This window comes from Chryseobacterium rhizosphaerae (assembly GCF_003385455.1).
In the GTDB taxonomy this organism is placed as follows: Bacteria; Bacteroidota; Bacteroidia; order Flavobacteriales; family Weeksellaceae; genus Chryseobacterium; species Chryseobacterium rhizosphaerae.
Genome location: NZ_QNUF01000005.1, coordinates 81,821 through 96,926, shown reverse-complemented (window position 1 = coordinate 96,926; position 15,106 = coordinate 81,821). Strand labels below are relative to the sequence as shown.

The window sequence follows — 15,106 nt, the reverse complement described above, 5'->3', positions numbered from 1 at the left end:
ACAGGTATTTCCGGTTTATAGGTTCATTTAATTTATTTGTATCGTTTTATTTTATCCCCTTTTCATTGTAAATAAAAACACTCCCATAAAATTTACGGGAGTGTTTTTATTTCAGATAAAATAATGTCTTATTTCAACAGATATTCCTGCATAAATCTGATCATAGCAAGGCGTTGAAAATCGATGTTTTCTTTTTTTCTAAAGCCATGGCCTTCATTTTTTGCCTCCAGATACCATACGGTTTTTCCCTGAGCTTTCAGCTTATCTCTCATCTGAATAGCTTCTGATACAGGAACTCTTGGATCATTGGTTCCCTGAACAATAAACATAGGCTTTTTAATCTTATCAATATTATTTAAAGGAGCAATTTTGGTGAAGAATTCTGCCATTTTAGGGATTCTTTCATCACCGTATTCTACTCTTCTCAGATCTCTTCGGTATTCTTCAGTATTTTTAAGGAATGTATTGAAGTCAGAAATCCCTACTACATCCATGGAACATCTGATTCTGTCTGCATATTCATATGCTGTAGCCAACGTCATAAACCCTCCGTAACTTCCTCCTGTAATCATAATCCTGTCCTTATCCAATTCAGGTTGTGTTGTAATCCAATCTAATAAAGCCCCGATATCTTTCACAGAGTTCATTCTCAAATATCCGTTATCTGCTGCAATATAAGTCTTTCCGAAGCCTGAAGATCCTCTTACATTAGGTGCAATCATTGCGATGCCCATTTCATTGGGGAAATAATTGGCCTGCCCAAGTGATGTAGCCATAGACTGTCCTTCCGGACCTCCGTGAATTGAAATCAGAACCGGTCTTTTCCCGGTAAACTTTGCTGGCGCAGGATAGTAGAATCCTGTAATTTTCATACCGTCAAAACTTTTCCATTCTATCAGTTTTGGAACAGCCATATCTGCAGACTGCATTTCTCCCTGCTCACTTTCTGTCCATTTTTCAATATTTTGAGAAGCTATATCCATTTTATAGATATCTGATCCTGAATTAGCTGCCGACTGTGAGAAATACAGGGATTTTCCATCTCCTGAAAATTTTCCGCCACCGATAAGTCCAACAGGAATATCGCTTACAGGTGTATATTTCCGGTTATCTGTATTCATTAGATACAGTTTATTGATCCCACTCTCATTGGTAATGAAAGAAAGTCTGGATTTATCTTTAGAAAGATCATAATTTTCTACGTTCCATGGAATAGAAGTCGTCAGATAGCTGATCTTTTTTGTTTTTAGATTGAATACAGCCAGTCTGCTGAACTCATTATCCCTGTCTGTAATATAGTAGATTTCATCAGGATTTTTACCGAAAGAAGCATTAAGCTGAACAATTCCTTTTTCCTTTCTGTCCGTAACGGGTTCTAATTTTTTTGTTTCCGTATCGTAGATATACAGATAAGAATCATTGGCAGAGACATATTCTGTGATCAGCAGCTTCTTATGATCATCAGAAATATCACTGATTCCCCATCCACCACCTTTAAGTTCCAGAACAGGCTTGGTTTCTTCAGGTTTTAAGGGATTCATATAATAAATATCACGGTCACCCCCATTTCTTTTGGTGGAGGTAAAATAAAATCCTGAACCGTCTTTTTTCCAGGTAATACCACCATTTTGGGTTCTTCCTCCATCGGTAAGCAGTTTAGATTCCAATGTTTTGAGGTTTAATGTATAAAGCTGCCCGAATTCGTTTCCTCCCGTATCTTTTGAATAGACCAGGTATTCCCCTTTTGTGGGCTCATAAGAAGCAATATTAACAGGTTCATCAAAGAAGGTGATCTGTCTTCTGGCCCCCATAGGCATAGCAATTCTATACAGCTGATTGGTAGATGCAAAACGGGTAACGGCAATAATTTCATTTCCGTTCGGATGTATATCTGCCAGAGAGGCATTTCTGCTTTCAGAATATTTTTTAAGACTCTGGCCTAAACTTTTGGGAATTGGCAGAATATTTTGTGCAACAAGGTTTTCATTGGGAGCTACAAATTCATTTTTTTCCTGTGCAGAGAAGAGTGTTCCTGCTAAAGCAAAAGCGGCTATGATAGATTTATTCCTCATGTTAATTTTTTACCGAAATTAGGTATTTTTAATAGAAAAACCACAGACAAAATCTGTGGTTTTATATCATTAATAAAGAGTTTTGCTCTTTTTCTATGTCTTAAATGTGAATCACTTCACCGTAAGCTGCTGCTGCTGCTTCCATGATCGCCTCAGAAACAGTTGGGTGAGGGTGAATAGACTTGATGATCTCATGACCTGTAGTTTCAAGTTTTCTTGCTACCACAGCTTCAGCAACCATATCAGTTACTCCTTCACCAATCATATGACATCCTAACCATTCTCCGTATTTAGCGTCAAAAATAACTTTGATGAAACCATCTGTATTTCCGTTTGCAGTAGCTTTACCACTTGCAGAAAGAGGGAATTTACCTACTTTGATTTCGTATCCTTTTTCCTTAGCCTGCTTTTCTGTAAGACCTACAGAAGCTACTTCAGGGTGACAGTAAGTACATCCAGGAATATTACCATAGTCGATTTTTTCAACGTGTAATCCTTTGATTTTCTCAACACAAGTGATTCCTTCTGCTGAAGCTACGTGAGCTAATGCCTGAGTTGGGATGATATCTCCAATCGCATAGTAACCCGGTACTGAAGTTTCGTACCATTCATTTACTAAAACTCTTCCTTTATCCGTTTGGATTCCTACTTCTTCTAAACCGATGTTTTCGATGTTCGCAGCAATACCTACAGCAGATAATAAGATATCAGCTTCCAAGGTAATAGTTCCGTTAGCTGTTTTTACAGTAGCTTTTACTCCTTCTCCACTTGTATCCACACTTTCTACAGAAGCGTTGGTCATGATTTCAATTCCTGTCTTCTTCAGAGATTTCTCTAAGTGCTTAGAGATTTCCTCGTCTTCTACAGGAACGATATTTGGCATAAATTCTACAACAGTTACTTTTGTTCCCATTGTATTATAGAAATCGGCAAATTCTACTCCAATTGCTCCAGAACCTACAACAATCATAGATTTTGGCTGCTCAGGAAGAGATAATGCCTGTCTGTATCCGATTACTTTTTTACCGTCTTGTGGCAAGTTTGGTAATTCTCTTGAACGAGCTCCTGTAGCAATGATAATATGGCTTCCTGAATATTCAGTTACTTTACCATCTTTATCTGTAACAGAAACTTTTTTACCTTTCTGAACAGTTGCTGTACCAAGAATTACGTCAATCTTGTTCTTTTTCATTAAGAATTCGATTCCTTTGCTCATTTTGCTGGCTACCCCACGGCTTCTCTGAATAACATTCGGGAACTCAAAGCTAGCTTCCACTTTATTCAATCCGTAATCTTCAGCATGGTTAATATAATGAAAAACCTGAGCAGATTTCAATAAAGCTTTAGTAGGAATACATCCCCAGTTAAGGCAAATCCCTCCTAAGTTTTCTTTCTCGATAATTGCGGTTTTGAAACCCAACTGTGCTGCTCTGATCGCAGTAACATATCCACCAGGACCACTTCCAATGACAATAATATCGTAATTCATTACTTTAAAAATTTTTATGCGAATTTAAGGAAAAATATTGGATGTTTCATGTTTCTGGAAATTGATCTGAAAATGCATTATCAAGCTTATTCTATTTAATTTTAAACAAAAAAAAGAGCACACAATAGCGCCCTTTTTCAATAAATCATATAGAGAATTACAAATTTCACAAAATCAAATATGTGAAATTTGACTTATCTTATTTTAATAAGTGCAAGAAATCCATATTATTTAAGACTTCTAAGCAATCGTTTCTCACTTTGATATCTTTTATTTAAAGCTTTTAATTGATCTCTTTTCATCTGTTTGGTCGCAAGCGGATGATTCAAAATCAATTTCTTTTCAGTATTGTATCTTTTATCGAGTTCACGCATTTTAGCATCTACCAGCTCAGTTTTTGACGGATGTGGAGGAAGAGGTGGACGTTTTTGGGCACAAACATTCATTGATAAACCTAGTACCAACAACGTGGAAATAAATAACTTATTCATGATGTTTATATTTTTAAAATAATATTAATCAATTAATTATATTGAATTAAAATTATTCATATTCATCATAAGAATGCACATACTATACCATATTCAAAAAATTGCATTTAAGATTATACAATAAAATATATTTATAATTTATTTTCCATTAATTTTCATTCCGGCACCATAAAAATATAAAACATCTACTATTTTTACTTGAAAAAAAAATCTAAAATAGTCTGCAAAAGACAAAAAAAGCCATCTTGATTACTGATGAATAGAGAAAGTGAGTGGATCATTTGTGAAGGTTATTTTCGATAGCATTATAGCTATTATCTTTCAGAAAATGAGTGAATTACCTATAAGCTTGTTTAAAAATAAGTCTAATAAATATTAAATATCACGCATTGGAGATTTATGTTAAGAATATATAAAATGTTTAACATAAAGCAAATTACGTATGAATTTTTTATATTTTTGTACAAACAATTAAAAAAAATGAATATGAAAAAATACATTTCGATTTTCTTATTCGGGGCACTTACGCTGAATGCACAGGTTGGTATTAACACCTCAACTCCCAACAGTACTTTAGCAGTAAACGGATCTCTGAGAGCGGGCTACAAGGAAGTAACAACGAACACATATGCTATTACCGCTACTGATCATTATATTACCTATAACGGGACAGGTAATACCACTTTTACGCTTCCGGTTATTGGAAGTGGAACAAGCAGCTATACTGGTAGGATTTATAAAATTAAAAATATTTCTACCTCTAACCTTACCATTCAACCTTCCGGAGGTAATACTTTGAGAATAGACAGTGTTCCTGTTCCTTCTTTTGTAGTGCCGGTAGGAGCTTATGCGGAAGTAGTGAACAATGCGAATACTACTGGTGGAACTTGGGATCTCTCTTTTACCGTTCTTCCTAAGCCAAGTAACGTGGAGATTTACGGTTCTCAATTGTCTATTCCTCCTCATGGAAACGGATCACCGGGAGTTGCAGACTGGACAAACCATGCCAATACTTCTTATGATACCGGATCAGGAACAGATCTATGGTGGATTATCAGTAAATCATCAGTAACCAATGCCCATACAGCTTCGTATTCCAATACAAGTAGAATGACTATTGTTTATGAATATCAGGGAGCCCCTTTCAACGTAACCAATATGTACCCTATTCTTACAGCAGGAAATAATTCAAGTTTTCCTGATGTATTTACAGCATCATTTGTAAGTCTTGCTAATAACGGAACAAGTGGAAAAACCAGACTTACCGTATCTGTTGCCCGTATAGATTTCATTGGAGCTAACGGTACCAACAACAGTAACTGGACTGGTACCTTCTTACTGAACCTTCTGTTGGCCAGAAAATACTAAAGATTTTAAAATATTATATTTTATAAGAGCAGATCCATTCTGCTCTTTTTTATTTTGTATTTACTGCCTTACCTGAATGACAGCAGCATATTTTAATGCTGTCCGGTCTTGCGGAAGCTGTACTTTAATTGTATTTCCGTTTTTCTTCCATTGAACTTGAGAAGAAATACCGAGAATTTTCAGTGATGTTGGAGTGAATTGTTCTGGAATAGCAAAGGTAAGCTCTGACGGAGCCCGGTATTCTGACTGGGTATCCAGATGGAAAATATTTAAAGTATTGCCATCTTTGCTCCGGGTATAATAAAATTCACCTTCATGATAAGGGGCTACGCTTCTTGTTGCAAATACCGCCGATTGGTTTTTCTCCATCCATCCGGAAATTTCTTTTAACCTTTCGTAAACCACGGCATCATAATCACCATCGGGCCCCGGTGCAATATTCATCAGGTAATTTCCTCCCCGGGAAATAATTTTCACCAGGGTCTCAATGATTTTTTGAGTTGATTTATAATTGTCATTGGGAACATAGGAGAAAGAATCGCCCATAGTGATACAGCTTTCCCAAGGAACAGAAAGAGGCTGTTCCGGAACAGCCTGCTCGGGGGTTATATAATTCTCCCATTTTCCGGGAACGGTACGGTCTACCATAATAATCCCCGGTTGATTTTTACGGGCCATTGCACCTATTTTGTCCATGTCAATATCCTGTTCCACTTTGATAGTCCTCTGCCACTCTACTTTTGGATCTATTGTATTGAAAGGGCGGACCCAACCTCCATCCAGCCAAAGAATATCAATTTTTCCGTATCCGGAAGTAATCTCATTCAGCTGATTAAAAGTAAAGTCCTTAAAGCTTTTCCATTTTTCAGGGTATTTCTTCGGGTCATAATTTACATTTCTGTCTTTCGGTGGAAAGTAAGACCACCAATAGTCGTCTGAATGCCAGTCAGGTTTCGAAAAATAAGCTCCGATTTTAAAACCTTCTTTTCTGAATGTACTAAAAATTTCTTTTGTAATGTCTGCTTTCGGATTCTTAGAAAACGGGGTTTTTGCTGATGTTATTTTATAATCGGACTGTTTTGTATCAAACATGGCAAAGCCATCGTGGTGTTTTGTAGTAAAAACCACATATTTCATTCCTGCTTTTTTTGTGGCATCCGCCCATTTTTGAGGATTAAACCTTACAGGATTGAAACTGGTCTGAAGGTTTTCGTAGTTTTTCACATACTCATAATACGATTTCCCATGTTCGGGCTTTCTCTGAGTCCAGGACTCATCTTCAGGACATAAGCTCCAGCTTTCAACAATTCCCCATTGACTGTAAGTTCCCCAATGCATAAACAAACCGAATTTCAGATCCTGCCATTCTTCTACATTTTTTGCAACAACAGGATCTACAGGCTTTTGATACCCTTCAGAAACATTATGGGCTTGAGATAAAAGCTTTGCAGTAATCAAAAATGAAGAAAGAACAATAACTTTTGTTTTTTGTCTGGCTGGCATATGGAAATCGTTTTGGCTAATTTAATTATCTTTCCATGAAATACAATATCAGGTTTTCAAAAGATGATCTATAGTTTCATCTATCCGGAGATAAGAAAATTCGAATCCTGTTTTACTCAGTTTTTCAGGATAAACGTTCCGGCTTTTGAGCAACAGCTCGGTCTCTGTTTTCAGCAGGATAGAGGCTATTTCCAATTGCCAAACCGGTGCATTAAGTCCAAAAGGAATATTCAGCTGTTTTCTTAATTTTCTCATCATCTCTTCATTGGATACAGGATTTGGAGCGGTTACATTGACTGCTCCCTGAATATTTTCATTATTTATAATCCATTCCACAGCTTTACAGAAGTCATCAATATGAATCCAGCTTACCATTTGCTGACCTCGTCCCTGTTTGCCTCCCAAGCCCAACTTTGTAATCAGTTTTAATTTTGGAAAAGCCCCTCCGTTATTTCCCATAACAATAGAGGTACGGAGTGCTACTTTTCTGGTCTCTTCATTTTTAACGGTAAAGAACTCTTCTTCCCAACTCTTACAGATATTCATTGAGAAATCATCGCCTATCACTCCACTTTCCTCAGTATTCAAATGTTTTTCTGAATGTACATAGATGGTTGCAGAGCTTGCGTTCAGCCAGATTTCCGGCTTATCCAGGCAATTGTTTACGGCTTCCTGCAATACTTGAGTAGAGTCTATTCTGGAAGAGTAAATCTCCCGCTTATTTTTCTCTGTATAGCGGCAATCAACAGATTTTCCTGTAAGGTTGATCAGAACATCTGCTTTTTCAAGGCTATTTCTCCATTCCCCTACAGTTTTTGCATTCCAGTACAATTCATTTTTACGTTTGGGCTTTCGGGTTAAGATGAGTACCTGATCGCCTTTTTCAGTAAAATACTTTTCCAGGTTGTCGCCGAGAAATCCGGTTCCACCGGCTATGATAATTTTCATTTTCTGAGGTTTAAAAATTTGAGGTATAAGGTATTGGATTTTACAATGTTTATATGATGTCTTCTCCAATAAGTTTCTTTCACCCTATATATTTCTTCGTTTTCACTTTAATATCAGAACCTTCCGCAAGCATTACAGAAATAGGTATCTGAAGGTTCAGGCATTCAAAATCCTGACCGTAGACTGTTCCGAAATCAATTTCCAGTTCATGATCTTTCACCTGATAAAACTCCCATTTTGGATGGCAGACTTCATATTCTGAAGTTGTATGATCTTTTTTGGTAAAACCATAATAATGTTCTGTGATAAATTCAAATTCAGAATCAGTCTCCATGGGTTGCGCTGTATTGTCCGCTGTAATCTGAATGGAATGCCAGTTTTTGTCTTTCCAGGAATATTTGATCAGCAGCTCATTGCCACTCTCACAGATCTTATTTTTCATAGGCATTGTATGATAATTTTCTTGATAAATAGAATTGGCTACAAAACTCAAAGCCGGTTTAGGGACTATTTCTTTGACAAAAACCACTCCTCTTTTCCAAATTCCGTTTTCATACTTCTTTACATAAAACCGAAGATTTACTTCTTCGAAATTTCTGTGAAAAGGAATAGGAAAGCCTAATAATTTTGTATTTAAAAACATAAAACCCACCAAGCTTACATAGCACTTCCCTTTATAAAAATCCAGCTCAGTCCCCTGAGGTAAATAGGTCAGCAATACTTCAGGATCGAATTCGTAATTAATGATGGCTAATTTCCGCCATTCGGCTTTTAAAAAATTCATAATCGTGTATTTTTTGATTGTTATATCTTTAATAAAATTGTATCCTATCCCAGATTAAATGGTTGTTCAGTCCCTCATTTCGGATTCTTCAGCGATGGTTTTTATTAACTCATTTCTTTCCAGAAGAAAGGTTTTGAGGTAGTGAGTGAGATAGATTCTATTCAACAGTTTTCCTATGATTCCGAATGGAGATTCAAATTCAAAACGATCTGTCATCAGGGTTTTTCCTTCTACGTCTCTGAACATATGCTGATGCCGCATAGATTTAAAAGCGCCTTTCAGCATAATATCGGTGAATTGATGTGGTTTTTCCATACTGATGATCTTAGTGGTAAGGGTTTGATAGACCCCCAGATGTTTTGCTCTCCAGGTCACGGTTTCATTTTTTTCAATCAGGCCGGATGTCCGTCCTGCAATTGCTTTTTCATTGGATCTTGAAGTTGATTTTTGGTGCAGATCAATATCTCTTGCCAGATCAAAAACATGGTGTATATCAGCATCGATTAGTGTTTCTAAATATATGTCAGACATTTTCAAAAAGTTTGTTTTTTATGTAATTCCGGTAAGGTTTTATCTATTCTTTCTGCCAATTCCGGGAGTTTAATGGTGGGAACAGCGGGAAAAAGATGATGTTCCATATGATAAAACATACTGAAGGTCAGTTTGTTTTTCCAAAATCCCCGCTGAGTTCTTGCTACATTTGGATTTTCATGAGTGTCGTGATGAACTGTCCACACCGCAAAAAAGGCCATCAAAAGTTCACCAAAAAGCATGATCAGTAGGTGGTACATCAGAAAGTGGATTTGAAAATAAAATACGACAGATATAAAAACAGCTATTGAAAGCAGCTCTACCATCATATTTTTCACATACACTGTATTTGCTTTCTTTAAAGTAATCCAGTGAATCAAAAACATATGTTGGGGTCCATATAAAATAGCTTCATACCATTTCATAGAAGCAGATTTTCCTTCATAATCTTCTTCAGACAGACAAAATTTATGATGTCTGATATGATTGAACTTTACCGCATGAATAGAAGCCATCATTAAAATACTGTTCAGGTACAGAGACAGCCATGTCAGCAACTTTCCGGTTCCCAATGAGTTGTGAAAACCGTTATGTACCTGCCTCAGTGCTGTCAGAAAATAAAATCCTGAAAACGGCAATGCGATCCCATAATACCCATGATACGCTAAAATCAATGAAATAAAAAGCCATGGCAGGCTGATATTATTTTCAATCAACATTTCTTTAACAGAAAGTTTTTTAAGATCTTTCCATTCTACTTGTCTGATAAGTTCCAGGTGGTTCATTGTTTTTATTTTAAAGAGTTGTCAGAATAATGATACCCAATGCTAGTGTTCTGAATAGAATCCAGGAAATAGTAGGAATATAATTGAGCTTTAGTATTTTACACCTTCTCAAATGCTCCAGAAACATGATAAAAACTACAATTCCGAAATAAATCATGTAAAAAACAGAATCAAAATCTGTCCACAAAGTCGGTATCAGGAGTAGGGTTCCGATTAAAGAAACTGTCATCATATTTCCCAGGTAATCCCAGATTTTATCTTTTAAATAGATTCTTAGAAAAACAGCCTGCCAGAAGATCTGCCCCAGGCAAACAGCAAACTCTCTTAAGAAATTACGGTCCAAGTTTACCCCCAGCTTTCCGGAAAACACACTTAAAATCCAAGCAGAGAAAACCGCAACAAACGCTATATACAATAGTCTGTATTTTAAGTTAAAGTCAGGAACACAGGCATCTTCCGCACCATTTTCTGCTGATGGAATAATCTGTTTTCTATTGTAAGAGACAAAAGAATAGAGTTTTTTGAAAAACCAATAAAGAGGTTGTAGTCTTGCTATCTTTTCCAACCGTGGGAAAGAATTTCCAATAATCAGAAGTAGACTGTCTAATCCATAGATCACTTCATTGCTGTTATGGTCTACCAATGCAATTTCATTTTTTGCCCGATGGATATCTATCAGGTCTTTATTTCTTAATGAGATTTCTGTAAAAGCTTCTCTGCCGTTTTCATCAAGCATCCCTGATTTTGTGAAGCCCCGGGAATATAGATTACACATCGGACATTCATTGTCGTAGATTAACGTATGATTTTTTAAGGTCTTCATGGTCATTATTTGTAAAATTGATATGTTTTGTAGCAGTCGTACACATAAAGTCCTGCCATTACCGGGCTGTATAACAGTGCACCAATTAAAATATAGCCAAAGAAATTGGTAGAACTATTATCATGACTAAGTAGAACGATCATCAATAAGGAAATCCAAACCGGTAGTATTGCTATTCCATAAATGATATAAGCCATCGTTTTTTTTGATTTTATAAACAACCTGATCAGGAAGCTTATCAGTTGTGAAATGCCAACTACGAAATAAAATGCCATAAATCCCCAATAATTCATTCCTGCAATTGAAATAACAATTCCCGCTATAATAAAGAATACTTGGATGTAGTAATCATTTTTTGTAAATTCTTTCATGATAATTATTTTTAATGGGTTCCTCTTTTTCTGAAATACAAAATCAGAAATAAATGAATGATAAAGTTTTTCATAATTATTATTTATTTAAAACTTTCAGTAATTTTTGAAAGTTAATTTGAAATAAAAAAGGATTTTCATCCTCTTTCTATTTCAATAAATTAGTAATTTTTCCTACCAGCCAGTGATCATCGCTTTTTATCGCCAGATCCATAATATTGTTGATCTTTCCGGTGACAGAGCTGAAATCTTCCATTAACTTGATGAATTCTTTTGCCCCTTCCGAATCCTTATCTTCAATATTCTTCAGTTCCTCAAGGAAAGAAATGACAGGTTCAATTTCTCTTTTTCTACGCTCCTTGGTAATTTGTTTGAACAGGTACCACACATCCTTTTCTGCTACGAAATATTCTTTCCGGTCTCCCTTAATAAATTCCTTTCTTACAATACCCCAATCCATTAAAGCCCGCAGATTCATATTGGCATTTCCTCTTGAAATTTCCAGCTGCTCCATTACCTCATCTGTAGACAAAGGTTTATCACTTGCCAACAGTAAGGCATGTACCTGTGCCATGGTACGGTTAATTCCCCAATTGGTAGCAAAGGTTCCCCAGGTTTGAATATATTTTTCTTTTGCTTCTGAAAGTTGCATTGTGTTTAGCTTTTCAATTTCTATTACAAATCTAATTATATTTTTTGAATTTTCAATAATTTTTGAAAATTAATTTTAAAATAAAACAGACATCCTTTGTAGATGCCTGTTTTTATCACTATTTACTTGTTTTATAGCTTTCTATCAACCTTATAAATTCGCTTCTATATCCCTCTTCATCTTTACTTTTCCCTTCTTTGGCCAAACTCTCAATTGCATGTAAGTCTTTTACTTTAATTAGTTTGGAATCTCTTAGTACCAATCCAAACCATGCTACAGAAGAAGCAAACTTAAAGTCCGGACTAGCTGAAGAGATATTACGGTTAGAATTTTTAACAACCTGACTGATCTCCTGACTCTTTTCTTCATCCGGTTTTTTATACCTGAATTTGATGGTAGCCAGCTCTTCTCCAAATTTCTTTGAAGAAATAGTCTGTGTATATTTCAATCCGTTCTCTTTAGGAAGATAATCAGATGTTATATTGGCAGGAATGATCTCATACAAAGCGGTAACCGTATGCCCACTTCCCAGTTCTCCGGCATCTATTTTATCATTCACAAAGTCTTCATTTCTCAGCTTCCTGTTTTCGTAGCCGATCAATCGGTAGGATTTTACAAACTCCGGATTAAATTCAATCTGAATTTTTACATCTTTGGCAATGGCATACATACTTCCTGCAAATTCTCTTCCCAAAAACTTATTGGCTTCCTGCATATTGTCGATATAGGCATAATTTCCATTTCCCTTATCCGCCAGGGTTTCCAGGGTATTATCCTTATAGTTACCCATTCCAAAGCCTAAACAGGTAAGAAAAACTCCGGATTTTCTTTTGCCTTCAATAAGCGTCTGAAGATCTGACGTAGATGATTCTCCAACATTAAAATCTCCATCGGTTGCAATGATCACACGGTTATTTCCGTCTTTTACAAAGTTTTCCTGGGCTAATTTATAGGCTAATTCAATTCCTTCTCCTCCTGCTGTACTTCCTCCAGCCTGTAATCTATCCAAAGCCTGAACAATTTTATCTTTTTCCCCAGCTGATGTGGGAGGCAAAACCATTCCGGCACTTCCTGCGTATACTACAATTCCTACTTTATCTTTAGGTCTGAGCTGATTCAGCAGTACCTTAAAAGATGATTTCAGTAGCGGCAGCTTATTCTGTTCATCCATTGATCCGGAGACATCAATAAGAAAAACCAGATTGGAAGCAGGTAAACGATCCATTGGAATATTTTTCCCCTGAAGTCCTATTTTCAACAATTGATGGTCAGGATTCCATGGTGCTTTATTATATTCCGTATTAATAGAAAACGGATCTGCATTTTTAGGTTGTGGATAATCATATGTAAAGTAATTGATCATCTCTTCTACCCGTACTGCATTTTTATTGACAGCCTCTCCATTATTGATCATTTTTCTAACATTGGAATACGAAGCGTTATCCACGTCTATGGAAAATGTAGATAATGGCTGACTTTGGGTCAGTTCAAACGGATTTTCTATAAAAGCATCATAGCTTTCATCATTGGCTACAGGAGAAATCTGTTTCTGTTTATTGATTTCTTCCTGAAGTTTTTCTATTCTTTTTCTTTCCCTTCTTGAAAGTTTTTTGGTGGTAACCACAATGATTCCATTAGCGGCTTTGCTTCCGTATAATGCTGTGGCTGCTGCATCTTTTAATATGGCTACGTTTTCAATTTTACTGGGCTCCAACGCTTTGAAATCATCAGCACCAGCAATTTTTCCATTCACAATGTACAAAGGATCTTTTCCGGGAGCAACAGATGCCACCCCCCTGATGGTTACCTGATTGTTTGTTGACGATCCTATCTGTATTCCTGCAACTCTTCCCTGTAAAGTACTGACAACAGAGGTTTGAGGAGCAATACTGTTTGAAGTAATAACACTCGATGCTGATGCCGTAGAAGCTTTAGACCTTTTAACCCCCATTGCAGTCACTACAACCTCCCCAATTGACTGGGTAGATTCGCCAGCGTTTTTATTTTGGGTATAATAACCATCTGGTGGATATACCTCTTTTCTTCTGTCTGAAACTTCAATATTTTTGGCATTTTGCACATAATATTCATTTGCTGACACCTGGATTTTAGGAATTGATGGTATGGGTGGAGCAGGCACAGGTAACGGCATCGCCACATCAAAAGGCTGCCCAGAAACCGGATCTGTATGAACAGCTATTTTTTCTACAGCAGGCTCAGCATTATTTTTATCTTTCTGAATGTTCATCTTTGTTATACTGTCGATTTGGGCAATATTAGTACTGACAACAGATTCTTTTGAAGTTCTGATATCTGCCATTGACTGCTGTACAGACTCTGATGCATCTTTTGTATTCAGAAAGTATAAAGCACCTAACCCTATGACCAGACTGGCGGCAACTCCGTAAGGAAACCAAATAGGGACCATCCTTTTTTTCTCTTCTTTATGGTCTAATTTCTCTTCAATTTTTCCCCAGACTTTTTCAAAACCAGGAAAAACCGTAGGTTCTTCTGAAAGCTTCGAAGCTTCATTGAATTGTTGATCTATATGATTATTTTCCATTGTTGTAAAAGTTTAAATGTTTTGATTCACCAAGAGTTCCTGTAATTTCTTTCTCGCAAAATTGAGCTGAGATTTGGATGTTCCTTCACTTATGGAAAGCATTGTGGCAATTTCTTTGTGAGGATAGCCTTCAATGGCAAAAAGATTAAAGATTGCTCTGCATCCTTCGGGAAGAAAACTAAGCAGGCTCATAATATCTTTTTCAAAAGAAATATTTTCAGCCGTTCCATCTGAAGAATGGCTAAAGTTCTCTTCTAAAGAAATAAACATCACTTTATTGGTTCTTAGTTTCTGCAGACATTCATTCACTGCAATTTTCCTTGCCCAGGCTTCAAAGGTTTCAGGATTCTGAAGCTGGTCAATCTTTGTGAAGATCTTGTAAAAGGTATCTGCCAATACTTCTTCAATATCTTCATCATTTTTCAGATAGCGTCTGCAGACAGCGTACAGTCTGCCCGCCATTTTCTCGTAAACCTTCCGCTGGGCATTGCGGTCGTTACGCTGGCATTCTAATAATAATTTTCGTTCCATAGTCAGGAGTTATATCAGGATAGATGCAGAAACTTTTGAGTAGGTTGGAAACATGGTAAACTTTTTCCTAAAATAGAGTAAATATTATGAATAGGCAAAGACGCCTGAGAAAGCAGAAAGGTGGATCAGAGGAAGCTCTAAGTGAATGTACTGATTAATCCTGAATCTGTTTTTCATTCTGAATCCTAAAATTTA

At 36.4% G+C, this 15,106-nt stretch carries 14 protein-coding genes; 1 reads left to right on the top strand and 13 read right to left on the bottom strand.

What is annotated here, in order from left to right; all coding sequences use genetic code 11:
- Positions 1-128: 128 nt before the first annotated feature.
- The 3 genes from DRF57_RS05975 to DRF57_RS05965 all read right to left on the bottom strand — a co-directional run bounded on the left by DRF57_RS05975 (position 129) and on the right by DRF57_RS05965 (position 4,052).
- Positions 129-2,072: a S9 family peptidase gene (locus DRF57_RS05975; protein WP_115917413.1), complete on the bottom strand. Its 1,944-nt coding sequence runs from the start codon at positions 2,070-2,072 to the stop codon at positions 129-131.
- A 100-nt stretch (positions 2,073-2,172) separates the two neighbouring features.
- A complete protein-coding gene (gene lpdA, locus DRF57_RS05970; protein WP_047486518.1) occupies positions 2,173-3,561 on the bottom strand; it encodes a dihydrolipoyl dehydrogenase in 1,389 nt (462 codons plus the stop codon).
- Between the two features lie 227 nt (positions 3,562-3,788).
- Positions 3,789-4,052: a hypothetical protein gene (locus DRF57_RS05965; protein ID WP_047486520.1), complete on the bottom strand. Its 264-nt coding sequence runs from the start codon at positions 4,050-4,052 to the stop codon at positions 3,789-3,791.
- A 486-nt stretch (positions 4,053-4,538) separates the two neighbouring features.
- Between DRF57_RS05965 and DRF57_RS05960 the strand changes: the two genes are divergently transcribed.
- A complete protein-coding gene (locus DRF57_RS05960; protein ID WP_123863292.1) occupies positions 4,539-5,420 on the top strand; it encodes a hypothetical protein in 882 nt (293 codons plus the stop codon).
- Positions 5,421-5,480: 60 nt separating this feature from the next.
- Here the strand turns inward: DRF57_RS05960 and DRF57_RS05955 are convergent, their stop codons facing one another.
- From DRF57_RS05955 to DRF57_RS05910, 10 genes are all read right to left on the bottom strand, one after another.
- The gene (locus DRF57_RS05955) at positions 5,481-6,923 is read right to left on the bottom strand and encodes an alpha-L-fucosidase (protein ID WP_115917409.1); all 1,443 of its coding nucleotides are present in this window, start codon (positions 6,921-6,923) and stop codon (positions 5,481-5,483) included.
- A gap of 48 nt (positions 6,924-6,971) precedes the next feature.
- Entirely contained in the window at positions 6,972-7,871 is a 900-nt protein-coding gene (locus DRF57_RS05950; RefSeq protein WP_115917408.1) for a TIGR01777 family oxidoreductase, read from the bottom strand.
- 79 nt (positions 7,872-7,950) lie between these two features.
- Complete coding sequence (locus tag DRF57_RS05945) at positions 7,951-8,655, bottom strand: YqjF family protein (protein ID WP_115917406.1); 705 nt, start codon at positions 8,653-8,655, stop codon at positions 7,951-7,953.
- A 66-nt stretch (positions 8,656-8,721) separates the two neighbouring features.
- On the bottom strand, positions 8,722-9,186 hold the full coding sequence (locus DRF57_RS05940) for an SRPBCC family protein (RefSeq protein WP_115917404.1): 465 nt from the start codon (positions 9,184-9,186) through the stop codon (positions 8,722-8,724).
- Positions 9,187-9,188: 2 nt separating this feature from the next.
- The gene (locus tag DRF57_RS05935) at positions 9,189-9,971 is read right to left on the bottom strand and encodes a fatty acid desaturase (protein WP_084087302.1); all 783 of its coding nucleotides are present in this window, start codon (positions 9,969-9,971) and stop codon (positions 9,189-9,191) included.
- 10 nt (positions 9,972-9,981) lie between these two features.
- Positions 9,982-10,794, bottom strand: a complete 813-nt coding sequence (locus DRF57_RS05930) for a DCC1-like thiol-disulfide oxidoreductase family protein (protein WP_123863291.1) — start codon at positions 10,792-10,794, stop codon at positions 9,982-9,984.
- Positions 10,795-10,799: 5 nt separating this feature from the next.
- Entirely contained in the window at positions 10,800-11,165 is a 366-nt protein-coding gene (locus tag DRF57_RS05925) for a hypothetical protein (RefSeq protein WP_115917400.1), read from the bottom strand.
- Between the two features lie 148 nt (positions 11,166-11,313).
- A complete protein-coding gene (locus tag DRF57_RS05920) occupies positions 11,314-11,817 on the bottom strand; it encodes a GbsR/MarR family transcriptional regulator (protein WP_115917399.1) in 504 nt (167 codons plus the stop codon).
- A gap of 118 nt (positions 11,818-11,935) precedes the next feature.
- Entirely contained in the window at positions 11,936-14,380 is a 2,445-nt protein-coding gene (locus tag DRF57_RS05915) for a vWA domain-containing protein (protein WP_115917397.1), read from the bottom strand.
- Positions 14,381-14,392: 12 nt separating this feature from the next.
- The gene (locus DRF57_RS05910) at positions 14,393-14,911 is read right to left on the bottom strand and encodes an RNA polymerase sigma factor (protein WP_115917395.1); all 519 of its coding nucleotides are present in this window, start codon (positions 14,909-14,911) and stop codon (positions 14,393-14,395) included.
- Positions 14,912-15,106: the final 195 nt, after the last annotated feature.